This window comes from Citrobacter sp. CtB7.12, from assembly GCF_001297795.1.
Taxonomy (GTDB): Bacteria; Pseudomonadota; Gammaproteobacteria; order Enterobacterales; family Enterobacteriaceae; genus Citrobacter_A; species Citrobacter_A amalonaticus.
In genome coordinates this window covers 1-20,924 of the sequence record NZ_LIFT01000032.1, presented here as the reverse complement: position 1 = coordinate 20,924, position 20,924 = coordinate 1, and the positions used below count along the sequence as shown (strand labels likewise).

The following is a 20,924-nucleotide window of genomic DNA, read 5'->3' as shown; positions in this document are numbered from 1 at the left end:
ACGCCCGGTGTTACCGGGCCTTTTTATTTTTGCGGTTATGAATAAGAAACTTAACTTACGCAGTATGGCGGCGCAGGCCGTTGAACAGGTCGTCGAGCAAGGGCATTCACTGAGCAATGTCCTGCCGCCGCTACAACAAAAAGTCTCCGATAAAGACAAAGCGCTGCTACAGGAACTCTGTTTTGGGGTTCTGCGTACGCTGTCGCAACTCGACTGGTTGATCAACAAACTGATGTCCCGCCCAATGACGGGAAAACAGCGCACCGTGCATTACCTGATAATGGTGGGATTCTATCAATTACTGCATACCCGAATTCCTCCACATGCAGCGCTGGCGGAAACGGTCGAAGGTGCCGTAGCGATAAAGCGCCCGCAGCTTAAGGGGCTAATAAACGGTGTTCTGCGTCAGTTCCAGCGTCAACAAAAAGTACTGCTCGCGGAATTCGCCAGCAGCGACGCGCGTTTTCTGCACCCTGGCTGGCTACTTAAACGCCTGCAAAAGGCGTACCCCACCCAATGGGAAGCGATTATTGATGCCAACAATCAGCGCCCCCCGATGTGGCTACGTGTGAATCGCATACACCATACGCGCGACAGCTGGCTGGCATTGCTCGAAAACGCCGGGATGAAAGGTTTCACTCATCCCGACTATCCCGATGCCATCCGTCTGGAAACAGCAGCACCGGTCCATACGCTTCCTGGGTTCGATGAAGGATGGGTCACCGTTCAGGACGCCTCTGCTCAGGGGTGCGTGGCCTTCCTTGCTCCGCAAAACGGCGAACACATTTTAGATCTGTGTGCAGCACCAGGCGGTAAAACCACCCACATCCTCGAAGCGGCTCCCGAAGCAAACGTGCTGGCAGTTGATGTGGATGAACAACGACTCTCCCGCGTTTATGACAACCTGAAACGTCTTGGGATGAAAGCGGCGGTTAAGCAGGGTGATGGGCGTTTCCCTGCACAATGGTGCGGCGAGCAGCAGTTTGATCGTATCCTGTTAGATGCCCCCTGCTCTGCAACCGGAGTTATCCGTCGTCACCCGGATATCAAATGGCTTCGCCGCGATCGTGATATTACCGAACTGGCAAAGCTACAGGCTGAAATTCTTGATGCCGTCTGGCCGCATCTGAAATCCGGCGGCACGCTGGTCTATGCCACCTGTTCCGTTTTGCCGGAAGAGAACAGTCAGCAGGTTCACGCCTTCTTACAGCGTACGACGGATGCCATGCTGAGCGAGACAGGCACACCCGAAATGCCGGGTCTTCAAAATCTGCCGGGTGCAGAAGACGGTGATGGCTTCTTTTACGCTAAGCTAATCAAAAAGTGATGGGATAACGGGTCACGACTGATGAAAATAATCATTCTGGGCGCAGGACAGGTGGGTGGAACGCTGGCAGAGAACCTGGTCGGCGAGAACAACGACATTACCGTAGTGGATACCAACGGTGAACGCCTGCGCAGCCTGCAGGATAAGTTCGATCTGCGTGTCGTTCAGGGACACGGCTCGCACCCACGCGTGCTGCGTGAAGCCGGGGCGGATGATGCGGATATGCTGGTTGCCGTGACCAGTTCTGATGAAACGAACATGGTTGCCTGCCAGGTGGCTTATTCGCTGTTTAATACGCCGAACCGAATCGCCCGTATCCGCTCTCCCGATTATGTCCGTGATGCGGACAAGCTGTTCCACTCAGAAGCCGTACCTATCGATCACCTGATCGCGCCCGAACAACTGGTCATCGACAGCATTTACCGCCTGATCGAATATCCAGGCGCATTACAGGTCGTCAATTTCGCAGAAGGCAAAGTGAGCCTTGCCGTCGTAAAAGCCTATTACGGTGGCCCACTGATCGGGAATGCGCTCTCAACGATGCGGGAGCATATGCCGCATATCGATACCCGCGTTGCGGCGATTTTCCGTCACGACAGACCGATCCGCCCACAGGGCTCCACCATTGTCGAAGCGGGCGACGAAGTCTTCTTTATTGCCGCTTCCCAGCACATTCGTGCGGTGATGAGCGAACTGCAACGCCTCGAAAAGCCTTACAAACGCATCATGCTGGTTGGCGGCGGTAACATCGGGGCAGGTCTGGCGCATCGTCTGGAAAAAGATTACAGCGTGAAATTGATCGAACGCGATCAACAGCGCGCTGCCGAGCTGGCCGAAAAACTTCAGAATACGATCGTCTTTTTTGGCGACGCCTCTGATCAAGAATTGCTGGCCGAAGAGCATATCGATCAGGTCGATCTGTTTATTGCCGTTACCAACGACGATGAAGCTAACATCATGTCAGCGATGTTGGCTAAGCGCATGGGGGCGAAAAAGGTGATGGTGTTGATTCAACGCCGCGCTTATGTCGATCTTGTTCAGGGTAGCGTGATCGATATCGCGATCTCTCCCCAGCAAGCAACCATCTCGGCTCTCCTTAGCCATGTGCGAAAAGCGGACATTGTTGGCGTCTCTTCATTACGCCGTGGCGTCGCAGAAGCGATTGAAGCTGTCGCTCACGGCGATGAAAGCACCTCACGCGTTGTCGGCCGAGTCATCGACGAAATCAAACTGCCGCCAGGCACGATTATTGGTGCTGTCGTGCGTGGTAACGATGTGATGATTGCTAATGACAACTTACGCATCGAACAAGGCGATCACGTCATTATGTTCCTGACGGATAAAAAGTTTATTACCGACGTCGAACGCTTATTCCAGCCAAGTCCTTTCTTCCTTTAACATTGAAGGGTGCATTGTTTGCACCCTTTTTAATCCCCTGATTTATCAAGGCTTAATTCATAATCTTAATCTCAATACTTAAATGGCAAATGCCTTAACATTTGTTAAACTTATTAACGTCAGCTGCATAGGGAGAATATAATGAGCATTATTAAAGAGTTTCGCGAATTCGCGATGCGCGGGAATGTTGTCGATTTGGCAGTGGGTGTCATTATCGGTGCGGCGTTCGGTAAAATTGTATCGTCACTGGTTGCCGATATCATTATGCCGCCGCTGGGTTTGTTAATTGGTGGGATCGATTTTAAACAGTTTGCCGTCACATTGCGTGATGCGCAGGGAGATATCCCGGCCGTTGTGATGCATTATGGCGTGTTTATTCAGAATATCTTCGACTTTGTGATTGTCGCCTTTGCTATTTTCATGGCAATTAAGCTCATTAACAAACTCAATCGTAAGAAAGAAGAGCCGGCGGCTGCACCTGCACCGACGAAAGAAGAAGTCTTGCTTACTGAGATCCGCGACCTGCTGAAAGAACAGAATAATCGTTCTTAACAGACCGCAGAAAGCAGAAGGCCAGTGGTAAAAAAGTGATTCACTTTCTTGCCACTGGCCTCCCAGTTACCCCGGTTACCGTGTTTGCCTTTACGTAAATAACTCCCTTTCCCTTTCTTATTCTTTTCAACACGCTGTCTGAATAGCGGGTCATGTAATAATGCCTCAATGGCATTGTCCTTTATCTGCCCTTTCGTATGCTGATAACGACTCATAATAACTCCAGTTTGTAGTTTAACGGCGGGAGTGTAGTCCCACCTGTCTGATAAATCAACAGCCCGACGCCACTCCACTGGCTCCTTGTTCAAGAGCTTCCAGAATTGAGCAGTACACACTGCTATGCGCAGTGCCACAGCAGGCATCGTTCAAACGCTGCAATGAACGCTGCATGCTTTGCAGTTCGGCAATACGAGCTTCAACTTCTTTCAGCCTGTCCTGCACGATCCCTTTGGATTCCTGACAGGTATGATGTTCAGGATCGATACGGATCGATAACAATTCACGGATCGACTCAAGGGTAAAGCCAAGCTGTCGGGCATAGCGGATGAATTTAAGCCGTTGAAGATCCTTTTCCGTATATAACCGGAAACCGCCTTCAGTGCGCACCTCATGCTCCATCATCTGCTGCTTTTCATAGTAGCGGATCGTATCAGGGGTCACTTCCGCCAGCTTTGCTAACTCACCAATGCGATACATGTCCACTCCATTAATTATCGTTAATTTTATGCAGCAACTTATCAGCATACTCAGCGCGTAAAAATTCCGTGCTCAGACCGGACTGCCGCAGCTTCAGTTCCAGCAGTGACAAACGCCGACTCACTTCCTGATACTGCGGATCATCCTGCCGCAGGCCTTTCAGCAGATCCAACAACTGGATGGCTTCTTTCCGCTGCTCCAGTTCGGGTGGGAGACAGCCTGCGTTCTTCAGTAAGCGATAACCGGCACGTAGCTCATCAGGCACATGTGAATCATCATCCAGCACCAACGGTTGGCCAGCACCGCGAAGATCTTCAAACTCACCTTTTCTTTGTGCATCGATGATATGACGCTCTGCCCACTGGTCCAGTAACCACATAATGACTCCAGGGGATGAACAAAAAGAGTACAGATATTGTAGATAAGTGGGGGTGCTGCGGATATAAAAAAACCCGCCGAGGCGGGTTTTTTTACGTTACTACAGATTACTCTGCAGCAGCTTCTGCTTTCGACTCAGAGCGATCAACCAGCTCGATGTATGCCATCGGCGCATTGTCGCCTGCACGGAAGCCACACTTCAGAATGCGAGTGTAACCACCGGCGCGGCTCGCGAAACGCGGGCCCAGCTCGTTAAACAGTTTTGCCACGATCTCGTTATCACGAGTGCGGGCGAATGCCAGACGACGATTAGCTACGCTATCAGTCTTGGCAAGAGTAATCAGCGGCTCAACTACGCGACGCAGCTCTTTCGCTTTAGGCAGGGTCGTCTTGATGATTTCATGACGAACCAGTGAACCTGCCATGTTGCGGAACATAGCCTGGCGATGGCTGCTGTTGCGGTTCAGTTGACGACCACTCTTACGATGGCGCATGACCTTATCCTTCTCAGTAAAACCTTAACCTGTGATCCGGTTACTCGTCAGCGATGCTTGCCGGTGGCCAGTTTTCCAGGCGCATGCCCAGAGACAGTCCACGGGAAGCCAGCACGTCTTTAATCTCAGTAAGAGATTTTTTACCAAGGTTAGGCGTCTTAAGAAGCTCAACCTCAGTACGCTGTACCAGATCACCGATATAGTGGATAGCTTCTGCTTTAAGGCAGTTAGCAGAGCGGACAGTCAATTCCAGATCGTCAACAGGGCGCAGCAGGATCGGATCGAATTCTGGTTTCTCTTCTTTCACTTCCGGCTGACGTACATCACGTAAATCAACGAAAGCTTCCAGTTGTTCTGCCAGAATGGTCGCCGCACGACGAATCGCCTCTTCAGGATCGATTGTGCCGTTGGTTTCCATTTCGATGACCAGCTTGTCCAGGTCGGTACGCTGTTCTACACGCGCTGCTTCAACATTGTAGGCAATACGCTCTACAGGGCTGTAGCATGCGTCGACCAGCAGACGGCCGATTGGGCGCTCATCTTCTTCCGAATGAATTCGGGTAGAAGCCGGCACATAACCACGACCGCGCTGAACTTTGATACGCATGCTAATAGACGCGTTCTCATCGGTCAGGTGGCAGATCACGTGCTGCGGCTTGACGATTTCGACATCCCCGTCATGGGTAATGTCGGCTGCAGTCACAGGGCCAATGCCAGATTTATTCAAGGTAAGAATAACTTCATCTTTACCCTGAACTCTCACCGCCAGCCCTTTCAGGTTGAGCAGGATTTCCAGGATATCTTCCTGAACGCCTTCTTTGGTGCTGTACTCATGTAGTACACCATCAATCTCAACCTCGGTCACCGCGCAACCCGGCATCGATGAGAGCAGAATACGGCGCAGTGCGTTACCCAGAGTATGGCCGAAGCCACGCTCTAAAGGCTCAAGGGTCACCTTGGCGTGCGTCGAACTCACTTGCTCGATATCTACCAGGCGCGGTTTTAGAAACTCTGTCACAGAACCCTGCATTGTGTCCTCTCTTTGGTACTAAGCTTTACTTGGAGTAAAGCTCGACGATCAGGTGTTCGTTAATGTCCGCAGACAGATCAGAACGCTCAGGCTTACGCTTGTACGTACCTTCCATCTTGCCAGCATCAACTTCCAGCCAGGTTGGCTTTTCACGCTGCTCAGCCAGCTCCAGAGCGGCTTTCACGCGAGACTGCTTCTTCGCTTTCTCACGAATGCTAACAACGTCATTCGGACTAACCTGATAAGAAGCGATGTTAACAACACGACCGTTTACCATAATCGCTTTATGGCTAACCAGCTGACGTGCTTCTGCACGAGTGGCGCCGAAGCCCATACGGTATACAACGTTGTCCAGACGACCTTCCAGCAGAGCCAACAGGTTTTCACCGGTGTTGCCTTTCAGACGTGCTGCTTCTTTGTAGTAGTTACGGAACTGACGCTCCAGCACACCGTAGATACGGCGAACTTTTTGCTTTTCACGCAACTGCACACCATAGTCAGACAGACGCGGTTTACGCGCACCGTGCTGGCCAGGAGCTTGTTCAATTTTACACTTGGTATCGATCGCGCGAACGCCAGACTTAAGGAATAAGTCGGTGCCCTCACGACGGCTCAGCTTGAGCTTAGGACCCAAATATCTTGCCATTTTCTATCTCCAACTAACCTGGAAAACGAAGCGTTATACGCGACGTTTTTTCGGCGGACGACAACCGTTATGAGGGATCGGAGTCACATCAGTAATATTAGTGATGCGGAAACCAGCGGCGTTCAGAGCACGAATAGTAGATTCGCGGCCTGGACCCGGACCTTTAACCATAACTTCCAGATTCTTGATGCCGTATTCTTTTACGGCGTCAGCGCAACGCTCTGCTGCAACCTGAGCTGCGAACGGAGTAGATTTGCGAGAACCACGGAAACCGGAACCACCGGCTGTTGCCCAACCCAGCGCGTTACCCTGACGATCAGTGATAGTCACGATGGTGTTGTTGAAAGAAGCATGGATATGAGCCACGCCGTCAGAGACTTGTTTTCTTACACGTTTACGTGCACGAATTGGTGCCTTTGCCATTATTCAATCACCCCGATTATTTCTTGATCGGTTTGCGCGGACCCTTACGGGTACGTGCGTTGGTCTTAGTACGCTGACCGCGCACTGGCAGACCACGACGATGACGCAAACCGCGATAGCAACCAAGATCCATCAGGCGCTTGATGCTCATGCTGATTTCACGGCGCAGATCACCTTCAACGACAAATTTGGCAACTTCGTCACGCAGCGTGTCGATTTGTCCTTCAGACAGCTCACTGATCTTAACATTTTCAGCGATACCCGCTGCAGCCAGGATGGCTTTAGAACGGGTCTTACCGATGCCGTAGATCGACGTTAACGCGATCACAGCATGTTTTTGATCAGGAATGTTAATGCCTGCTATACGGGCCACTATGCACTCCTACTATTTAATATGTACGCACCATGCTGAAAAGCCCGTTTTCAGGATACTCAAATGGAAACGTACAGACATACAAAAGATTGGCTGGCTAATCTAGCCAGCTCAACCCAACTTTGCAAGAAAAATATGCGAATAAATCAGCCTTGGCGCTGTTTATGCTTCGGCTCGGCACTGCAAATCACACGGATGACACCATCACGCTTAACGATCTTGCAGTTACGGCATAATTTCTTGACGGAAGCACGAACTTTCATTTTTACTCTCCGTAACTTCTCGGGCGACCAATTATCGGCCGTAGCCTTTCAGGTTCGCCTTCTTCAATGCAGACTCGTACTGACTAGACATCATCAGAGTTTGCACTTGAGCCATAAAGTCCATAATCACGACAACAACGATAAGCAGTGAGGTCCCACCGAAGTAGAACGGTACTTTCATTGCATCACGCATGAACTCCGGGATCAGGCAGATAAAGGTAATGTAGAGCGCACCGACCAAGGTCAGGCGGGTCATTACTTTATCGATATACTTCGCCGTTTGCTCTCCCGGACGAATTCCTGGTACAAATGCACCGGACTTCTTCAGGTTATCTGCTGTTTCACGCGGGTTGAAGACCAACGCCGTGTAGAAGAAACAGAAGAAGATGATTGCAGACGCATAGAGTAACACATAAAGCGGTTGCCCAGGCTGCAAATACAGCGAAATTGTTGTCAGCCAGTTCCAACCAGTACCGCCCCCGAACCATGACGCGATGGTTGCCGGGAACAGAATAATACTGGAAGCGAAGATTGCCGGGATTACCCCCGCCATATTCACTTTCAGCGGTAAATGTGTGCTCTGTGCAGCATAGACACGACGACCTTGCTGACGTTTAGCGTAGTTTACCACAATGCGGCGTTGACCACGCTCAACAAATACAACAAAGAACGTCACTGCAAATACTAATACTGCAACCAACAGCAACACGAGGAAGTGCAGGTCGCCTTGACGCGCTTGCTCGATAGTATGGGCAATGGCTGGCGGGAGGCCCGCGACAATACCGGCGAAGATAATGATCGAGATACCGTTACCGATACCACGTTCAGTAATCTGTTCGCCCAACCACATCAGGAACATCGTCCCTGTGACCAGACTGACAACAGCGGTGAAGTAGAATGCAAAGCCTGGATTCATCACCAGACCTTGCATACCAGGCATATTCGGCAGACCGGTAGCAATACCGATCGACTGGAATATGGCCAACACCAGAGTACCGTAGCGGGTGTACTGGCTGATCTTACGACGACCAGACTCCCCTTCTTTCTTGATTTCTGCCAGCGTTGGGTGAACCACCGTCAGCAGCTGGATAATAATTGATGCCGAAATATACGGCATAATACCCAGGGCAAAGATAGAAGCACGGCTGAGAGCACCACCAGAGAACATGTTAAACATTTCAATGATGGTGCCTCGCTGTTGCTCAAGCAGTTTGGCAAGTACAGCGGCATCAATACCAGGGATCGGAATGAAAGAGCCAATACGGAACACGATAAGCGCACCGATAACAAACAGCAGTCTGCGTTTCAGCTCGCCTAAGCCACCTTTGGCACTTTGAAAATCTAATCCCGGTTGTTTAGCCATCTGCTACTTATTCCTCGATTTTACCGCCAGCAGCTTCGATAGCAGCACGAGCGCCTTTAGTAACACGCAGACCACGAACAGTTACCGGAGTAGTGACTTCACCAGCCAGGATCACTTTCGCGAACTCGATCTGGATACCGATAATGTTAGCCGCTTTCAGCGTGTTCAGGTCTACAACACCGCCTTCCACTTTCGCCAGGTCAGACAGACGAACTTCGGCTGTAATCGCTGCTTTGCGAGAAGTGAAGCCGAATTTCGGCAGACGACGGTACAGAGGCATCTGACCACCCTCGAAACCGCGACGTACGCCACCGCCAGAACGAGACTTCTGACCTTTGTGACCACGACCACCGGTTTTACCGAGGCCAGAACCGATACCACGACCCAGGCGTTTACCCGCCTTTTTGGAGCCTTCGGCCGGAGACAGAGTATTTAAACGCATCTCTTACTCCTCAACTTTAACCATGAAGGAAACCGCGTTGACCATACCACGAACAGCAGGAGTATCCTCGCGCTCTACGGTGTGACCAATACGACGCAGACCCAGGCCAAGCAGCGTTGCCTTGTGTTTCGGCAGACGACCGATTGCACTGCGGGTTTGAGTAATTTTAATAGTCTTTGCCATGGTTTATTTCCCCAGAATTTCTTCAACGGATTTACCACGCTTGGCAGCGACCATTTCTGGAGAATTCATATTTTCCAGGCCATCAATAGTTGCACGAACCACGTTGATCGGGTTGGTGGAACCATATGCTTTAGCCAGAACGTTATGAACTCCAGCAACTTCCAGAACGGCGCGCATTGCACCACCGGCGATGATACCGGTACCTTCGGAAGCTGGCTGCATGAATACACGAGAACCCGTGTGAACACCTTTAACCGGGTGTTGCAGGGTGCCGTTGTTCAGCGCGACGTTAATCATATTGCGACGGGCTTTTTCCATCGCTTTCTGGATCGCTGCTGGAACTTCACGCGCTTTACCGTAACCAAAACCAACGCGACCGTTACCATCGCCTACTACAGTCAGAGCTGTGAAGGAGAAAATACGACCACCTTTTACGGTTTTAGATACGCGGTTTACCGCGATCAGCTTTTCCTGCAGTTCGCCAGCTTGTTTTTCGATGTGAGCCATCTTACACCTCTACCTTAGAACTGAAGGCCAGCTTCACGGGCAGCATCTGCCAGTGCCTGGACACGACCATGATATTGGAACCCGGAACGGTCAAAGGACACATCTTTGATGCCTTTTTCCAGAGCGCGTTCAGCGACAGCTTTACCCACAGCTGCAGCCGCGTCTTTGTTACCGGTGTACTTCAGTTGTTCAGCGATAGCTTTTTCTACAGTAGAAGCAGCTACCAGAACTTCAGAACCGTTCGGTGCAATTACCTGTGCGTAAATATGACGCGGGGTACGATGTACCACCAGGCGAGTTGCGCCCAGCTCTTTGAGCTTGCGGCGTGCGCGGGTCGCACGACGGATACGAGCAGATTTCTTATCCATAGTGTTACCTTACTTCTTCTTAGCCTCTTTGGTACGCACGACTTCGTCGGCGTAACGAACACCCTTGCCTTTGTAAGGCTCAGGACGACGGTAGGCACGCAGATCTGCTGCAACCTGGCCGATTACCTGCTTATCAGCGCCTTTCAGCACGATTTCAGTTTGAGTCGGACATTCTGCAGTAATCCCTGCCGGCAGCTGATGGTCAACCGGGTGTGAGAAACCTAATGACAGGTTTACTACGTTCCCTTTAACCGCTGCACGATAACCTACACCAACCAGCTGCAGCTTCTTAGTGAAGCCTTCGGTAACACCGATAACCATTGAGTTCAGCAGGGCACGCGCGGTACCAGCCTGAGCCCAACCGTCTACGTAACCATCACGCGGACCGAAGGTCAGTGCATTATCTGCATGTTTAACTTCAACAGCATCGTTGAGAGTACGAGTCAGCTCGCCGTTTTTACCTTTGATCGTAATAACCTGACCGTTGATTTTTACATCAACGCCGGCAGGAACAACGACCGGTGCTTTAGCAACACGAGACATTTTTTCCTCCGATTAGGCTACGTAGCAGATAATTTCGCCACCAAGACCAGCCTGGCGCGCTGCACGATCAGTCATAACACCTTTAGAGGTAGAAACAACCGCGATACCCAGACCCGCCATAACTTTCGGCAGCTCATCTTTACGTTTATAGATGCGCAGACCTGGGCGACTGACACGCTGAATGCTTTCTACAACAGCTTTACCCTGGAAATACTTAAGAGTCAGTTCCAGTTCCGGCTTGGTGTCGCCTTCAACTTTAAAATCTTCAATAAAACCTTCTTCCTTCAGCACGTTGGCAATTGCCACTTTCAGCTTGGAGGAAGGCATGGTGACCGCAGCTTTGTTCGCGGCCTGACCGTTACGGATACGGGTCAGCATATCCGCGATCGGATCTTGCATGCTCATCTGTCTTTACTCCCGTGATTCAATTGGTGACAATTACCAGCTAGCCTTTTTCAAGCCTGGTACTTCACCGCGCATAGCGGCTTCACGTAGCTTGATACGGCTCAACCCGAACTTGCCCACATAACCATGTGGACGACCTGTTTGACGGCAGCGGTTACGCTGACGAGACGGGCTGGAATCACGCGGCAGAGACTGCAGCTTAAGAACAGCGTTCCAACGATCTTCGTCGGAAGCGTTCACATCAGAGATGATCGCTTTCAGTTCAGCGCGTTTCGCGAAGTATTTATCAGCTAAAGCTACGCGTTTTACTTCGCGTGCTTTCATTGATTGCTTAGCCATTCAGTAACCCTACCTTACTTGCGGAACGGGAAGTCAAAGGCAGCCAGCAGAGCACGGCCTTCTTCGTCAGATTTCGCAGTAGTGGTAATGGTAATATCCAAACCACGAACGCGGTCGACTTTATCGTAGTCGATTTCTGGGAAGATGATCTGCTCACGGACACCCATGCTGTAGTTACCACGACCGTCGAATGACTTAGCGGACAAGCCACGGAAGTCACGGATACGCGGTACAGCAATAGTGATCAGGCGCTCAAAGAACTCCCACATGCGTTCGCCACGCAGAGTTACTTTACAGCCGATCGGATAGCCCTGACGGATTTTGAAGCCTGCAACAGATTTGCGTGCTTTGGTGATCAACGGCTTTTGACCGGAGATTGCTGTCAGATCAGCTGCTGCATTATCCAGCAGTTTCTTGTCAGCGATCGCTTCACCAACACCCATGTTCAGGGTGATCTTCTCGACCCGAGGGACTTGCATGACAGAATTGTAGTTAAACTCAGTCATGAGTTTATTAACTACTTCGTCTTTGTAGTAATCATGCAGTTTCGCCATCGTACTACTCCAAATTACTTGATAGTTTCGCTGTTAGACTTGAAGAAACGGACTTTTTTGCCGTCTTCGAATCTAAAGCCTACACGGTCAGCCTTGCCGGTTGCCGCATTGAAGATTGCAATGTTAGAGATCTGAATAGCTGCTTCTTTCTCTACAATGCCGCCTGGTTGGTTCAGAGCCGGAACCGGCTTCTGGTGTTTCTTAACCAGGTTGATACCTTCAACGATGACCTTGCCGGAAGACAGGACATTCTTAACTTTACCGCGTTTACCTTTATCTTTACCGGTTAACACGATAACTTCGTCATCACGACGGATTTTCGCTGCCATGATTCGCTCCTTAGAGTACTTCTGGTGCCAGAGAGATAATTTTCATGAACTTCTCGTTGCGAAGTTCACGAGTTACCGGCCCAAAAATACGCGTACCGATAGGCTGCTCGCTGTTATTGTTTAAAATAACGCATGCATTACCATCGAAGCGAATGACAGAACCGTCCGGGCGACGAACACCCTTCTTGGTGCGCACCACTACCGCCTTCAGCACATCACCTTTTTTGACCTTACCACGCGGAATTGCTTCTTTGATGGTGATCTTGATGATGTCGCCTACGCCTGCGTAGCGACGGTGCGAGCCACCCAGAACCTTGATACACATTACGCGACGTGCACCGGAGTTGTCGGCGACGTTCAGCATAGTCTGTTCTTGGATCATTTTAGTGCTCCGCTAATGTCAACTACTACTGAGACCCGAAATCAGGTCGTTAAAAAAGCCCCATATCGAGGGCGCGGCATTATAACACCGCTCTCAGGATATGGGTAGAAAAAATAAACGGCCCATCGCTGAGCCGTTTATTCGTTGAGAACGCGTACTGTATTACAGAACCGCTTTCTCTACAACGCGAACCAGCGTCCAGGACTTAGTCTTGGACAGCGGACGGCATTCACGGATTTCAACCTTGTCGCCGATACCGCATTCGTTGTTCTCGTCATGTACGTGCAGTTTGGTCGTACGCTTAATGAATTTACCGTAGATCGGGTGTTTCACAAAACGTTCGATAGCAACAACAATGGATTTCTCCATTTTGTCGCTAACAACGCGACCTTGCAGAGTACGGATTTTATCGGTCATTACGCACCCGCCTTCTCAGTCAGTAAAGTCTTAACGCGTGCGACATCACGACGCACTTGCTTCAACAGGTGAGACTGTTGCAGCTGGCCACTTGCAGCCTGCATACGCAGGTTGAACTGCTCACGCAGCAGGTTCAGCAGCTCGGTGTTCAGCTCTTCAACACTCTTCTCACGCAGCTCTTTTGCTTTCATTACATCACCGTCTTAGTTACAAAGGTGGTTTTAATCGGCAGTTTCGCTGCTGCCAGCTTGAATGCTTCACGGGCCAGCTCTTCCGGTACGCCGTCCATTTCATACAGGACTTTACCCGGCTGAATCAAGGCAACCCAATACTCCACGTTACCTTTACCTTTACCCATACGCACTGCCAGCGGCTTTTCAGTGATCGGTTTGTCCGGGAATACACGGATCCAGATCTTACCTTGACGCTTAACTGCACGGGTCATAGCACGACGTGCTGCTTCGATCTGACGGGCAGTCAGACGACCACGGCCAACAGCTTTCAGACCGAAGCTGCCGAAGCTAACATCCGCGCCAGCAGCCAGACCGCGGTTACGGCCTTTGTGCATTTTACGGAATTTTGTACGCTTTGGTTGTAACATCAGCGACGCTCCTTATTTACGGCCTTTACGCTGCTGCTTTTTAGGTTGAGCAGCCGGTTTTTCCGGTTGTTCAACAGCAGCCATACCACCCAGGATCTCGCCTTTGAAGATCCATACCTTAACGCCGATTACACCGTAAGTGGTGTGCGCTTCAGAGGTGTTGTAGTCGATGTCAGCACGCAGAGTGTGCAGCGGTACGCGACCTTCGCGGTACCATTCGGTACGTGCGATTTCCGCGCCGCCCAGACGGCCGCTAACTTCAACTTTGATCCCTTTAGCGCCCAGACGCATTGCGTTCTGTACAGCACGCTTCATCGCACGACGGAACATAACACGACGTTCCAGCTGAGAAGTGATGCTGTCAGCAACCAGTTTTGCGTCCAGTTCAGGTTTACGAACTTCGGCGATATTGATCTGTGCAGGAACGCCAGCGATATCCGCTACGACCTTACGCAGTTTTTCTACGTCTTCACCTTTCTTACCGATAACGATACCCGGGCGAGCAGTGTGAATAGTCACACGGATGCTCTTAGCCGGACGCTCGATAACGATACGAGATACGGACGCTTTAGCCAGTTCCTTAGTCAGGTACTGACGTACTTTAAAATCGCTGTCCAGGTTGTCAGCGAATTCTTTGGTGTTCGCAAACCAGGTAGAGTTCCATGGTTTTACAATACCCAGGCGAATACCATTAGGATGTACTTTCTGACCCATTGCTAGTCTCCAGAGTCTCAGCGATCGGACACAACCACAGTGATGTGGCTGGTGCGCTTCAGGATGCGATCTGCACGACCTTTTGCACGCGGCATAATGCGCTTCATGCTCGGGCCTTCGTCTACGAAAATTTTCGTAACTTTCAGATCGTCAATGTCAGCGCCATCGTTGTGTTCAGCGTTAGCAATGGCAGATTCCAGTACCTTCTTGACCAGTACAGCCGCTTTCTTGTTGGTGTAGGTCAGAATATCCAGAGCCTGCGACACTTTCTTACCGCGAATCAGGTCAGCAACAAGGCGAACCTTCTGAGCAGAAGAACGAGCATGGCGATGTTTAGCGATAGTTTCCATCTCTTCCTCCTACCTTATTTCTTCTTCGCTTTTTTATCAGCAGCATGGCCGCGATAAGTACGAGTCGGTGCGAATTCACCCAGTTTGTGACCGACCATTTCATCGGTTACAAATACTGGAACGTGCTGACGACCATTATGGACAGCGATGGTCAAACCGATCATGTTAGGAAAGATCGTTGAACGACGGGACCAAGTGCGCAGGGGCTTCTTGTCTCCGCTTTCCACCGCTTTCTCTACCTTCTTCAGCAAGTGCAGGTCAATAAAAGGACCTTTCTTGAGAGAACGTGGCATGGCTTATCCTCTAAAATTATTTGCTACGGCGACGTACGATGAATTTATCAGTACGCTTGTTGCTGCGGGTCTTCTTACCTTTGGTTTGAACGCCCCACGGAGTTACCGGGTGCTTACCAAAGTTACGACCTTCACCACCACCATGTGGGTGGTCGACTGGGTTCATCGCGGTACCGCGAACGGTCGGACGAACACCACGCCAGCGTGCAGCACCAGCTTTACCCAGAACGCGCAGCATATGCTCAGCATTGCCAACTTCGCCCAGAGTTGCACGGCAGTCTGCTTCGACTTTACGCATTTCACCAGAACGCAGACGCAGGGTGACATAAGCACCATCACGAGCAACGATCTGAACGTAAGTACCAGCGGAACGTGCCAGCTGACCGCCTTTACCTGGTTTCATTTCTACGTTATGAACGGTAGAACCAACCGGGATATTGCGCATCGGCAGGGTGTTGCCTGGTTTGATTGCAGCATCAACGCCAGATTGGATCTGGTCGCCCGCTTTCAGGCCTTTAGGGGCCAGGATGTAACGGCGCTCACCGTCTTTGTACAGAACCAGCGCGATGTTCGCGGAACGGTTCGGATCGTACTCAAGACGTTCAACAACTGCCGGAATACCATCTTTGTTGCGTTTGAAGTCAACAATACGGTATGCCTGCTTGTGGCCACCACCGATATGACGGGTGGTGATACGGCCATTGTTGTTACGACCACCGGATTTGCTGTTTTTTTCCAGCAACGGAGCAAAAGGTTTGCCCTTGTGCAGCTCAGGGTTAACCACTTTAACTACGTGGCGACGACCCGGAGATGTCGGTTTACATTTAACAACTGCCATTGTATTACTCCTCCGACTTACTCAGCGCCGCCAACGAAGTCCAGATTCTGGCCTTCCTTCAGGGTGACGTAAGCTTTTTTCCAGTCGCTACGACGACCGATACGCTGTCCGTGACGTTTAACTTTCCCTTTAACAACCAGGGTGTTAACGACTTCGACTTCGACTTCAAACAGTTTCTGCACAGCAGCTTTGATCTCTGCTTTGGTCGCGTCTTTAGCAACTTTGAGAACGATGGTGTTAGTTTTTTCCATCGCAGTAGACGCTTTTTCAGAAACGTGCGGTGCACGCAGCACCTTCAGCAGACGTTCTTCACGAATCATGCCAGCATCTCCTCAACTTGCTTAACAGCATCAGCAGTCATTACGACTTTGTCGAAGGCGATCAGGCTAACCGGGTCGATACCAGTTGCATCGCGTACGTCAACCTTGTGCAGGTTGCGCGCAGCCAGGAACAGGTTTTCGTCCAGCTCACCGGTGATGATCAGCACATCTTCCAGAGCCATGTCTTTCAGTTTCTGTGCCAGCAGCTTAGTTTTAGGCGCTTCTACAGAGAACTTCTCGACAACGATCAGACGATCCTGACGTACCAGTTCGGACAGAATGCTTTTCAGCGCGCCGCGGTACATCTTTTTGTTTACTTTTTGACTGTGGTCCTGCGGACGAGCAGCGAAGGTTACGCCACCGGAACGCCAGATCGGGCTCTTGATAGAACCTGAACGCGCACGGCCGGTACCTTTCTGGCGCCACGGTTTTTTGCCTGAACCAGTTACTTCAGCACGAGTCTTCTGAGCACGAGTACCCTGACGAGCACCAGCTGCATAAGCAACAACAACCTGGTGAACCAGCGCTTCGTTGAAATCACGACCGAAGGTAGTTTCGGAAACAGTCAGCGCGCTCTGCGCGTCTTTCAATACTAATTCCATTGCTATCCCCTTACGCCTTCACAGCTGGTTTAACGATCAGGTCGCAACCGGTCGCACCCGGAACACCACCTTTAACCAGCAGCAGGTTGCGCTCAGCGTCAACGCGTACTACGTCAAGGCTCTGAACGGTTACACGCTCGTTACCCATCTGGCCTGCCATTTTCTTGCCTTTGAACACTTTGCCCGGAGTCTGGTTCTGACCGATAGAACCCGGAACGCGGTGAGACAAGGAGTTACCGTGAGTCGCGTCCTGGGTACGGAAGTTCCAGCGCTTAACGGTACCTGCGAAACCTTTACCTTTAGAGGTACCGGTTACGTCAACTTTTTTAACGTCAGCAAACAGTTCAACGCTAATGCTCTGACCAACAGTGAATTCTTCACCATCTGCCAGACGGAACTCCCACAGGCCGCGGCCAGCTTCTACGCCAGCTTTAGCAAAGTGACCAGCTTCCGGCTTGGTTACACGGTTAGCTTTTTTAGCACCCGTGGTAACCTGAATAGCACGATAGCCATCGCTAGCCAGATCTTTAACCTGAGTAACGCGGTTTGCTTCAACTTCGATTACGGTTACTGGGATAGATACGCCATCTTCAGTGAAGATGCGGGTCATACCCACTTTTTTACCGACTAAACCAATCATTGTATCAACCTCTCAATCGCTCGATGACCTGATTAACCCAGGCTGATCTGCACGTCTACACCGGCAGCCAGGTCCAGACGCATCAGAGCATCAACGGTTTTTTCAGTTGGCTCAACGATGTCAACCAGACGCTTGTGAGTACGAATCTCGTACTGATCACGCGCGTCTTTGTTGACGTGCGGAGAGATCAGAACGGTGAAACGCTCTTTGCGGGTCGGCAGCGGGATCGGACCACGGACTTGCGCACCAGTGCGCTTAGCAGTCTCGACGATTTCCGCGGTTGATTGATCGATCAGACGATGATCAAACGCTTTAAGGCGGATACGGATTCTTTGGTTCTGCATGAGACCAGAGCTCCAATTATTTTATAAACGAAAATGATTACTCCTCAGACCCATTACGATTGATGGGAGAGTGTAACCGTTCTTACGTAGCTCCCCGATTGGGAGCATTGTTAGACAGCCAAATCGGCTATCCGAGGTTCAGATCGAACCTGCCGTCAATTAAGACAAGCCCGCGCATTATACGCAAATATCAGTCTGAAGCAAGTGTCGCGTAGATATTAAACACTTCGCGCGTAATGCGAACAGGGTTCCGGGATTGTATGTTGTGAAAGAAACGCAGCGGATTTACTGGAAAGCATCCCGCAATACCCATAATAGCGCCTTGCTCCCTTATCAACCTTCTTTAAAGTAACGCCATGGTTGATGGAGGATGACACGATGTCTGCTGCCCTACCCTTTCTGCTGCTGTATACCGCATTGTCTTTAACTCTGAGTTTCTGCGATATGCGCAGCAGACGACTGCCGGACCGGTTTACCTGCCCGTTGCTGTGGGGTGGATTCATCTTTCACCTGTGCATCATCCCGACACAACTTGCCGATGCCGTATGGGGCGCCGTCGCGGGTTACGCCAGCTTTGCCTTTATCTACTGGAGTTATTGGCTGCTTCGTAAGCGAGAAGGACTCGGCTATGGTGATGTGAAATTCCTTGCCGCACTAGGTGCCTGGCATGGGTGGATGTTTTTGCCTTCATTAGTCTTTTGGGCGGCGCTACTGGGGTGTTTCGGTATCGTGGTTGTGGGGATAGTGCATGGAAAGTCGGCATTAAAAAACCCGCTGCCTTTTGGGCCATTTCTGGCAGCTGCGGGTTTCATCACCGGATATTGTCGTCTCACCTCAGGGGCGATTAGCTGGTCACTTTGATTTGCGACTGCAGATAATTTTGCAGGCCAATTTTCGAGATGAGATCCAGTTCTGTCTCCAGCCAGTCGATATGTCCTTCTTCATCCGCAAGGATTTCGATCATCATATCCCGGCTGACATAATCATGAACGGTATCGGCATAGGCGATAGCTTCACGTAAGTTTTTCGCCCCTTCGAGCTCTAACCGAAGATCGGACTGCAGCATCTCTTCGACATCTTCGCCAATCCCCAATTTGCCGAGATCCTGTAGGTTCGGGATCCCTTCCAGAAACAAAATACGCTCAATATATTTATCCGCGTGTTTCATTTCATCGATGGATTCATGGTACTCGATCTCATTGAGGCGAGTCAGGCCCCAATTTTTGAACATACGTGCATGGAGAAAATACTGGTTGATCGCGACAAGCTCATTTCCCAATAGTTTATTGAGATAATTTATGATTTTAACATCACCTTTCATTTTATAGTCCCTCCGCTTCCACTCTCCAGAGCATAGATGGGGCTACAGGGATGTCAAAAAAAAGAGTGTGACTCAGGCGATCTCTTTAAATTCTGGCATTTGCATTAATTCATCCTGCATGACTTCGCGTGCCGCACGAACGCATTTACCGCATTGATTTCCCACAGGAATAAACTTGCGTAACTGCTGGAAGGATTGAGGATGAAACTGACGTACCGCCTGGCGAATTTTTTTATCACTTACACCATTACACAAACAAACGTACATGATCGCTCCCGTTCAATTTCTGCGCAAAGTGTAAATGAGAATAGTTATAATTACAATAGCACAATTATCTCTGCGTAACGGGAGCGGAGTTAAAATTGCGAAGAAATGTGACAAGACAAATAACGGGCAGCAAAAAGGGCGCCGAAGCGCCCTTTTTAAGTGCAGAACTAATGAGTAATTATTAGCTCATTACTTTAGCAACAACGCCCGCACCTACAGTACGGCCGCCTTCACGGATTGCGAAACGCAGACCGTCGTCCATCGCGATCGGGTGGATCAGGGTAACAACCATTTTGATGTTGTCGCCCGGCATTACCATCTCAACGCCTTCCGGCAGTTCGATGGTGCCAGTCACGTCAGTTGTACGGAAGTAGAACTGCGGACGGTAGCCTTTGAAGAACGGAGTATGACGGCCGCCTTCGTCTTTGGACAGGATGTACACTTCGGATTCGAACATCGTGTGCGGCTTGATGGTGCCCGGCTTAGCCAGTACCTGACCACGTTCGATTTCTTCACGTTTGATACCACGCAGCAGAACACCAACGTTCTCACCCGCACGGCCTTCGTCCAGCAGTTTGCGGAACATTTCAACGCCAGTACAGGTAGACTTGGCAGTCTCTTTGATACCAACGATTTCAACTTCTTCGCCCACTTTGATGATACCGCGTTCTACACGACCGGTAACAACGGTACCACGACCGGAGATGGAGAATACGTCTTCGATCGGCAGCAGGAACGGCTTGTCAATCGCACGCTCTGGTTCCGGGATGTAAGAATCCAGGAAGCCAGCCAGTTCGATGATTTTCGCTTCCCACTCTGCGTCGCCTTCCAGCGCTTTCAGAGCAGAACCACGAACGATCGGGGTGTCGTCGCCCGGGAAATCGTACTGAGACAGAAGTTCACGAACTTCCATTTCTACCAGTTCCAGCAGCTCTTCGTCATCAACCATGTCGCATTTGTTCAGGAACACGATGATGTACGGAACGCCTACCTGACGACCCAGCAGGATGTGCTCACGAGTCTGCGGCATCGGGCCGTCAGTCGCAGCAACAACCAGGATCGCGCCGTCCATCTGCGCAGCACCGGTGATCATGTTTTTAACATAGTCGGCGTGGCCCGGGCAGTCTACGTGTGCGTAGTGGCGAGTCGGGGTGTCATATTCAACGTGAGAAGTGTTGATGGTGATACCACGAGCTTTTTCTTCCGGCGCGTTATCGATCTG

Annotated in this window: 38 protein-coding genes; 4 read left to right on the top strand and 34 right to left on the bottom strand. The window is 50.7% G+C overall.

Annotated elements, in window-relative coordinates; genetic code table 11:
• The first annotated feature begins 37 nt into the window (after window positions 1-37).
• The 3 genes from rsmB (at window position 38) to mscL (ending at window position 3,277) form a co-directional block, all read left to right on the top strand.
• Window positions 38-1,327: a 16S rRNA (cytosine(967)-C(5))-methyltransferase RsmB gene (rsmB, locus tag AOY24_RS22715; RefSeq protein WP_054177421.1), complete on the top strand. Its 1,290-nt coding sequence runs from the start codon at window positions 38-40 to the stop codon at window positions 1,325-1,327.
• A 21-nt stretch (window positions 1,328-1,348) separates the two neighbouring features.
• Window positions 1,349-2,725, top strand: a complete 1,377-nt coding sequence (trkA, locus tag AOY24_RS22710; protein WP_042998372.1) for a Trk system potassium transporter TrkA — start codon at window positions 1,349-1,351, stop codon at window positions 2,723-2,725.
• Between the two features lie 141 nt (window positions 2,726-2,866).
• Window positions 2,867-3,277 carry a large-conductance mechanosensitive channel protein MscL gene (gene mscL / locus AOY24_RS22705; protein ID WP_042326268.1) on the top strand — a complete coding sequence of 137 codons (411 nt, stop codon included), beginning with the start codon at window positions 2,867-2,869 and terminating at the stop codon, window positions 3,275-3,277.
• Here mscL and arfA read toward each other — a convergent pair.
• From arfA to rpsJ, 31 genes are all read right to left on the bottom strand, one after another.
• Window positions 3,274-3,492, bottom strand: coding sequence for an alternative ribosome-rescue factor ArfA (gene arfA / locus AOY24_RS22700; RefSeq protein WP_042998373.1), 219 nt, complete (start codon window positions 3,490-3,492; stop codon window positions 3,274-3,276). The genes mscL and arfA overlap by 4 nt on opposite strands.
• 55 nt (window positions 3,493-3,547) lie before the next feature.
• A complete protein-coding gene (gene zntR, locus AOY24_RS22695; RefSeq protein ID WP_044257546.1) occupies window positions 3,548-3,973 on the bottom strand; it encodes a Zn(2+)-responsive transcriptional regulator in 426 nt (141 codons plus the stop codon).
• Window positions 3,974-3,983: 10 nt separating this feature from the next.
• Window positions 3,984-4,352 carry a DUF1992 domain-containing protein gene (locus tag AOY24_RS22690; protein ID WP_044265318.1) on the bottom strand — a complete coding sequence of 123 codons (369 nt, stop codon included), beginning with the start codon at window positions 4,350-4,352 and terminating at the stop codon, window positions 3,984-3,986.
• Window positions 4,353-4,458: 106 nt separating this feature from the next.
• Window positions 4,459-4,845: a 50S ribosomal protein L17 gene (gene rplQ / locus AOY24_RS22685; RefSeq protein ID WP_001216372.1), complete on the bottom strand. Its 387-nt coding sequence runs from the start codon at window positions 4,843-4,845 to the stop codon at window positions 4,459-4,461.
• Window positions 4,846-4,885: 40 nt separating this feature from the next.
• Entirely contained in the window at window positions 4,886-5,875 is a 990-nt protein-coding gene (rpoA, locus tag AOY24_RS22680; protein ID WP_001162094.1) for a DNA-directed RNA polymerase subunit alpha, read from the bottom strand.
• 25 nt (window positions 5,876-5,900) lie between these two features.
• Window positions 5,901-6,521, bottom strand: coding sequence for a 30S ribosomal protein S4 (rpsD, locus tag AOY24_RS22675; protein WP_000135226.1), 621 nt, complete (start codon window positions 6,519-6,521; stop codon window positions 5,901-5,903).
• Between the two features lie 33 nt (window positions 6,522-6,554).
• Window positions 6,555-6,944 (bottom strand): 30S ribosomal protein S11, encoded by a 390-nt coding sequence (gene rpsK, locus AOY24_RS22670; RefSeq protein WP_001029684.1) that lies wholly within the window; start codon window positions 6,942-6,944, stop codon window positions 6,555-6,557.
• A 16-nt stretch (window positions 6,945-6,960) separates the two neighbouring features.
• Window positions 6,961-7,317 carry a 30S ribosomal protein S13 gene (gene rpsM, locus AOY24_RS22665; protein WP_012908431.1) on the bottom strand — a complete coding sequence of 119 codons (357 nt, stop codon included), beginning with the start codon at window positions 7,315-7,317 and terminating at the stop codon, window positions 6,961-6,963.
• A 146-nt stretch (window positions 7,318-7,463) separates the two neighbouring features.
• On the bottom strand, window positions 7,464-7,580 hold the full coding sequence (gene rpmJ, locus AOY24_RS24370; RefSeq protein ID WP_000868187.1) for a 50S ribosomal protein L36: 117 nt from the start codon (window positions 7,578-7,580) through the stop codon (window positions 7,464-7,466).
• A 31-nt stretch (window positions 7,581-7,611) separates the two neighbouring features.
• Window positions 7,612-8,943, bottom strand: coding sequence for a preprotein translocase subunit SecY (gene secY / locus AOY24_RS22660; protein ID WP_001118864.1), 1,332 nt, complete (start codon window positions 8,941-8,943; stop codon window positions 7,612-7,614).
• 7 nt (window positions 8,944-8,950) lie between these two features.
• Window positions 8,951-9,385 carry a 50S ribosomal protein L15 gene (gene rplO, locus AOY24_RS22655; RefSeq protein WP_001238917.1) on the bottom strand — a complete coding sequence of 145 codons (435 nt, stop codon included), beginning with the start codon at window positions 9,383-9,385 and terminating at the stop codon, window positions 8,951-8,953.
• 3 nt (window positions 9,386-9,388) lie between these two features.
• Window positions 9,389-9,568 carry a 50S ribosomal protein L30 gene (gene rpmD, locus AOY24_RS22650; RefSeq protein WP_001140434.1) on the bottom strand — a complete coding sequence of 60 codons (180 nt, stop codon included), beginning with the start codon at window positions 9,566-9,568 and terminating at the stop codon, window positions 9,389-9,391.
• A gap of 3 nt (window positions 9,569-9,571) precedes the next feature.
• Window positions 9,572-10,075 (bottom strand): 30S ribosomal protein S5, encoded by a 504-nt coding sequence (gene rpsE, locus AOY24_RS22645; protein WP_000940121.1) that lies wholly within the window; start codon window positions 10,073-10,075, stop codon window positions 9,572-9,574.
• Between the two features lie 14 nt (window positions 10,076-10,089).
• On the bottom strand, window positions 10,090-10,443 hold the full coding sequence (gene rplR, locus AOY24_RS22640) for a 50S ribosomal protein L18 (protein ID WP_000358956.1): 354 nt from the start codon (window positions 10,441-10,443) through the stop codon (window positions 10,090-10,092).
• Window positions 10,444-10,452: 9 nt separating this feature from the next.
• Entirely contained in the window at window positions 10,453-10,986 is a 534-nt protein-coding gene (rplF, locus tag AOY24_RS22635) for a 50S ribosomal protein L6 (protein WP_012135817.1), read from the bottom strand.
• A 12-nt stretch (window positions 10,987-10,998) separates the two neighbouring features.
• On the bottom strand, window positions 10,999-11,391 hold the full coding sequence (rpsH, locus tag AOY24_RS22630; protein ID WP_000062611.1) for a 30S ribosomal protein S8: 393 nt from the start codon (window positions 11,389-11,391) through the stop codon (window positions 10,999-11,001).
• 33 nt (window positions 11,392-11,424) lie between these two features.
• Entirely contained in the window at window positions 11,425-11,730 is a 306-nt protein-coding gene (rpsN, locus tag AOY24_RS22625; RefSeq protein ID WP_001118929.1) for a 30S ribosomal protein S14, read from the bottom strand.
• A 14-nt stretch (window positions 11,731-11,744) separates the two neighbouring features.
• On the bottom strand, window positions 11,745-12,284 hold the full coding sequence (gene rplE / locus AOY24_RS22620) for a 50S ribosomal protein L5 (RefSeq protein ID WP_001096206.1): 540 nt from the start codon (window positions 12,282-12,284) through the stop codon (window positions 11,745-11,747).
• 14 nt (window positions 12,285-12,298) lie between these two features.
• On the bottom strand, window positions 12,299-12,613 hold the full coding sequence (gene rplX / locus AOY24_RS22615) for a 50S ribosomal protein L24 (protein ID WP_015962742.1): 315 nt from the start codon (window positions 12,611-12,613) through the stop codon (window positions 12,299-12,301).
• 10 nt (window positions 12,614-12,623) lie between these two features.
• Window positions 12,624-12,995, bottom strand: coding sequence for a 50S ribosomal protein L14 (gene rplN, locus AOY24_RS22610; RefSeq protein ID WP_000613954.1), 372 nt, complete (start codon window positions 12,993-12,995; stop codon window positions 12,624-12,626).
• Window positions 12,996-13,157: 162 nt separating this feature from the next.
• A complete protein-coding gene (gene rpsQ / locus AOY24_RS22605; RefSeq protein WP_002438707.1) occupies window positions 13,158-13,412 on the bottom strand; it encodes a 30S ribosomal protein S17 in 255 nt (84 codons plus the stop codon).
• Window positions 13,412-13,603 carry a 50S ribosomal protein L29 gene (gene rpmC / locus AOY24_RS22600; protein WP_000644742.1) on the bottom strand — a complete coding sequence of 64 codons (192 nt, stop codon included), beginning with the start codon at window positions 13,601-13,603 and terminating at the stop codon, window positions 13,412-13,414. The genes rpsQ and rpmC overlap by 1 nt, the downstream gene beginning before the upstream one ends.
• Window positions 13,603-14,013 (bottom strand): 50S ribosomal protein L16, encoded by a 411-nt coding sequence (gene rplP / locus AOY24_RS22595; RefSeq protein ID WP_000941208.1) that lies wholly within the window; start codon window positions 14,011-14,013, stop codon window positions 13,603-13,605. The genes rpmC and rplP overlap by 1 nt, the downstream gene beginning before the upstream one ends.
• A 12-nt stretch (window positions 14,014-14,025) precedes the next feature.
• Entirely contained in the window at window positions 14,026-14,727 is a 702-nt protein-coding gene (rpsC, locus tag AOY24_RS22590) for a 30S ribosomal protein S3 (RefSeq protein ID WP_000529945.1), read from the bottom strand.
• A 17-nt stretch (window positions 14,728-14,744) separates the two neighbouring features.
• Window positions 14,745-15,077 carry a 50S ribosomal protein L22 gene (rplV, locus tag AOY24_RS22585; protein WP_000447529.1) on the bottom strand — a complete coding sequence of 111 codons (333 nt, stop codon included), beginning with the start codon at window positions 15,075-15,077 and terminating at the stop codon, window positions 14,745-14,747.
• Window positions 15,078-15,091: 14 nt separating this feature from the next.
• The gene (gene rpsS / locus AOY24_RS22580; protein ID WP_001138117.1) at window positions 15,092-15,370 is read right to left on the bottom strand and encodes a 30S ribosomal protein S19; all 279 of its coding nucleotides are present in this window, start codon (window positions 15,368-15,370) and stop codon (window positions 15,092-15,094) included.
• 16 nt (window positions 15,371-15,386) lie between these two features.
• Complete coding sequence (gene rplB, locus AOY24_RS22575) at window positions 15,387-16,208, bottom strand: 50S ribosomal protein L2 (protein ID WP_000301864.1); 822 nt, start codon at window positions 16,206-16,208, stop codon at window positions 15,387-15,389.
• Between the two features lie 17 nt (window positions 16,209-16,225).
• Window positions 16,226-16,528: a 50S ribosomal protein L23 gene (gene rplW, locus AOY24_RS22570; protein WP_000617546.1), complete on the bottom strand. Its 303-nt coding sequence runs from the start codon at window positions 16,526-16,528 to the stop codon at window positions 16,226-16,228.
• Complete coding sequence (gene rplD, locus AOY24_RS22565; protein ID WP_000424395.1) at window positions 16,525-17,130, bottom strand: 50S ribosomal protein L4; 606 nt, start codon at window positions 17,128-17,130, stop codon at window positions 16,525-16,527. Before rplD ends, rplW begins: the two co-directional genes overlap by 4 nt.
• Window positions 17,131-17,140: 10 nt before the next feature.
• Window positions 17,141-17,770: a 50S ribosomal protein L3 gene (gene rplC / locus AOY24_RS22560; protein WP_042998378.1), complete on the bottom strand. Its 630-nt coding sequence runs from the start codon at window positions 17,768-17,770 to the stop codon at window positions 17,141-17,143.
• Between the two features lie 32 nt (window positions 17,771-17,802).
• Window positions 17,803-18,114 carry a 30S ribosomal protein S10 gene (gene rpsJ / locus AOY24_RS22555; RefSeq protein WP_001181005.1) on the bottom strand — a complete coding sequence of 104 codons (312 nt, stop codon included), beginning with the start codon at window positions 18,112-18,114 and terminating at the stop codon, window positions 17,803-17,805.
• A gap of 378 nt (window positions 18,115-18,492) precedes the next feature.
• Between rpsJ and AOY24_RS22550 the strand changes: the two genes are divergently transcribed.
• On the top strand, window positions 18,493-18,975 hold the full coding sequence (locus AOY24_RS22550; protein WP_042998379.1) for an A24 family peptidase: 483 nt from the start codon (window positions 18,493-18,495) through the stop codon (window positions 18,973-18,975).
• Here AOY24_RS22550 and bfr read toward each other — a convergent pair.
• From bfr to tuf, 3 genes are all read right to left on the bottom strand, one after another.
• Window positions 18,959-19,435: a bacterioferritin gene (gene bfr, locus AOY24_RS22545; protein ID WP_042998380.1), complete on the bottom strand. Its 477-nt coding sequence runs from the start codon at window positions 19,433-19,435 to the stop codon at window positions 18,959-18,961. The genes AOY24_RS22550 and bfr overlap by 17 nt on opposite strands.
• Before the next feature lie 72 nt (window positions 19,436-19,507).
• Complete coding sequence (bfd, locus tag AOY24_RS22540; protein WP_012135433.1) at window positions 19,508-19,702, bottom strand: bacterioferritin-associated ferredoxin; 195 nt, start codon at window positions 19,700-19,702, stop codon at window positions 19,508-19,510.
• Between the two features lie 181 nt (window positions 19,703-19,883).
• Window positions 19,884-20,924, bottom strand: a 1,041-nt coding sequence (gene tuf / locus AOY24_RS22535) for an elongation factor Tu (RefSeq protein WP_054177418.1), incomplete at its 5' end; no start/stop codon positions are given.

What these genes read in the sequence shown, in the direction of transcription:
- zntR (WP_044257546.1), bottom strand. Translation starts at nt 3,973, where the DNA reads ATGTATCGCATTGGTGAGTTAGCAAAGCTGGCGGAAGTGACCCCTGAT.
- rpsS (WP_001138117.1), bottom strand. Translation starts at nt 15,370, where the DNA reads ATGCCACGTTCTCTCAAGAAAGGTCCTTTTATTGACCTGCACTTGCTG.
- rpsE (WP_000940121.1), bottom strand. Translation starts at nt 10,075, where the DNA reads ATGGCTCACATCGAAAAACAAGCTGGCGAACTGCAGGAAAAGCTGATC.
- AOY24_RS22550 (WP_042998379.1), top strand. Translation starts at nt 18,493, where the DNA reads ATGTCTGCTGCCCTACCCTTTCTGCTGCTGTATACCGCATTGTCTTTA.
- rplF (WP_012135817.1), bottom strand. Translation starts at nt 10,986, where the DNA reads ATGTCTCGTGTTGCTAAAGCACCGGTCGTTGTTCCTGCCGGCGTTGAT.
- rplP (WP_000941208.1), bottom strand. Translation starts at nt 14,013, where the DNA reads ATGTTACAACCAAAGCGTACAAAATTCCGTAAAATGCACAAAGGCCGT.
- rplE (WP_001096206.1), bottom strand. Translation starts at nt 12,284, where the DNA reads ATGGCGAAACTGCATGATTACTACAAAGACGAAGTAGTTAATAAACTC.
- arfA (WP_042998373.1), bottom strand. Translation starts at nt 3,492, where the DNA reads ATGAGTCGTTATCAGCATACGAAAGGGCAGATAAAGGACAATGCCATT.
- rpsH (WP_000062611.1), bottom strand. Translation starts at nt 11,391, where the DNA reads ATGAGCATGCAAGATCCGATCGCGGATATGCTGACCCGTATCCGTAAC.
- rplW (WP_000617546.1), bottom strand. Translation starts at nt 16,528, where the DNA reads ATGATTCGTGAAGAACGTCTGCTGAAGGTGCTGCGTGCACCGCACGTT.
- rplO (WP_001238917.1), bottom strand. Translation starts at nt 9,385, where the DNA reads ATGCGTTTAAATACTCTGTCTCCGGCCGAAGGCTCCAAAAAGGCGGGT.
- rpsJ (WP_001181005.1), bottom strand. Translation starts at nt 18,114, where the DNA reads ATGCAGAACCAAAGAATCCGTATCCGCCTTAAAGCGTTTGATCATCGT.
- rplC (WP_042998378.1), bottom strand. Translation starts at nt 17,770, where the DNA reads ATGATTGGTTTAGTCGGTAAAAAAGTGGGTATGACCCGCATCTTCACT.
- rpsC (WP_000529945.1), bottom strand. Translation starts at nt 14,727, where the DNA reads ATGGGTCAGAAAGTACATCCTAATGGTATTCGCCTGGGTATTGTAAAA.
- secY (WP_001118864.1), bottom strand. Translation starts at nt 8,943, where the DNA reads ATGGCTAAACAACCGGGATTAGATTTTCAAAGTGCCAAAGGTGGCTTA.
- rpsQ (WP_002438707.1), bottom strand. Translation starts at nt 13,412, where the DNA reads ATGACCGATAAAATCCGTACTCTGCAAGGTCGCGTTGTTAGCGACAAA.
- rsmB (WP_054177421.1), top strand. Translation starts at nt 38, where the DNA reads ATGAATAAGAAACTTAACTTACGCAGTATGGCGGCGCAGGCCGTTGAA.
- rpmJ (WP_000868187.1), bottom strand. Translation starts at nt 7,580, where the DNA reads ATGAAAGTTCGTGCTTCCGTCAAGAAATTATGCCGTAACTGCAAGATC.
- rpmC (WP_000644742.1), bottom strand. Translation starts at nt 13,603, where the DNA reads ATGAAAGCAAAAGAGCTGCGTGAGAAGAGTGTTGAAGAGCTGAACACC.
- rplV (WP_000447529.1), bottom strand. Translation starts at nt 15,077, where the DNA reads ATGGAAACTATCGCTAAACATCGCCATGCTCGTTCTTCTGCTCAGAAG.
- rplN (WP_000613954.1), bottom strand. Translation starts at nt 12,995, where the DNA reads ATGATCCAAGAACAGACTATGCTGAACGTCGCCGACAACTCCGGTGCA.
- rpsD (WP_000135226.1), bottom strand. Translation starts at nt 6,521, where the DNA reads ATGGCAAGATATTTGGGTCCTAAGCTCAAGCTGAGCCGTCGTGAGGGC.
- rpsN (WP_001118929.1), bottom strand. Translation starts at nt 11,730, where the DNA reads ATGGCTAAGCAATCAATGAAAGCACGCGAAGTAAAACGCGTAGCTTTA.
- trkA (WP_042998372.1), top strand. Translation starts at nt 1,349, where the DNA reads ATGAAAATAATCATTCTGGGCGCAGGACAGGTGGGTGGAACGCTGGCA.
- bfd (WP_012135433.1), bottom strand. Translation starts at nt 19,702, where the DNA reads ATGTACGTTTGTTTGTGTAATGGTGTAAGTGATAAAAAAATTCGCCAG.
- rplQ (WP_001216372.1), bottom strand. Translation starts at nt 4,845, where the DNA reads ATGCGCCATCGTAAGAGTGGTCGTCAACTGAACCGCAACAGCAGCCAT.
- rplR (WP_000358956.1), bottom strand. Translation starts at nt 10,443, where the DNA reads ATGGATAAGAAATCTGCTCGTATCCGTCGTGCGACCCGCGCACGCCGC.
- rplB (WP_000301864.1), bottom strand. Translation starts at nt 16,208, where the DNA reads ATGGCAGTTGTTAAATGTAAACCGACATCTCCGGGTCGTCGCCACGTA.
- rplX (WP_015962742.1), bottom strand. Translation starts at nt 12,613, where the DNA reads ATGGCAGCGAAAATCCGTCGTGATGACGAAGTTATCGTGTTAACCGGT.
- mscL (WP_042326268.1), top strand. Translation starts at nt 2,867, where the DNA reads ATGAGCATTATTAAAGAGTTTCGCGAATTCGCGATGCGCGGGAATGTT.
- rpoA (WP_001162094.1), bottom strand. Translation starts at nt 5,875, where the DNA reads ATGCAGGGTTCTGTGACAGAGTTTCTAAAACCGCGCCTGGTAGATATC.
- AOY24_RS22690 (WP_044265318.1), bottom strand. Translation starts at nt 4,352, where the DNA reads ATGTGGTTACTGGACCAGTGGGCAGAGCGTCATATCATCGATGCACAA.
- rplD (WP_000424395.1), bottom strand. Translation starts at nt 17,130, where the DNA reads ATGGAATTAGTATTGAAAGACGCGCAGAGCGCGCTGACTGTTTCCGAA.
- bfr (WP_042998380.1), bottom strand. Translation starts at nt 19,435, where the DNA reads ATGAAAGGTGATGTTAAAATCATAAATTATCTCAATAAACTATTGGGA.
- rpsK (WP_001029684.1), bottom strand. Translation starts at nt 6,944, where the DNA reads ATGGCAAAGGCACCAATTCGTGCACGTAAACGTGTAAGAAAACAAGTC.
- rpmD (WP_001140434.1), bottom strand. Translation starts at nt 9,568, where the DNA reads ATGGCAAAGACTATTAAAATTACTCAAACCCGCAGTGCAATCGGTCGT.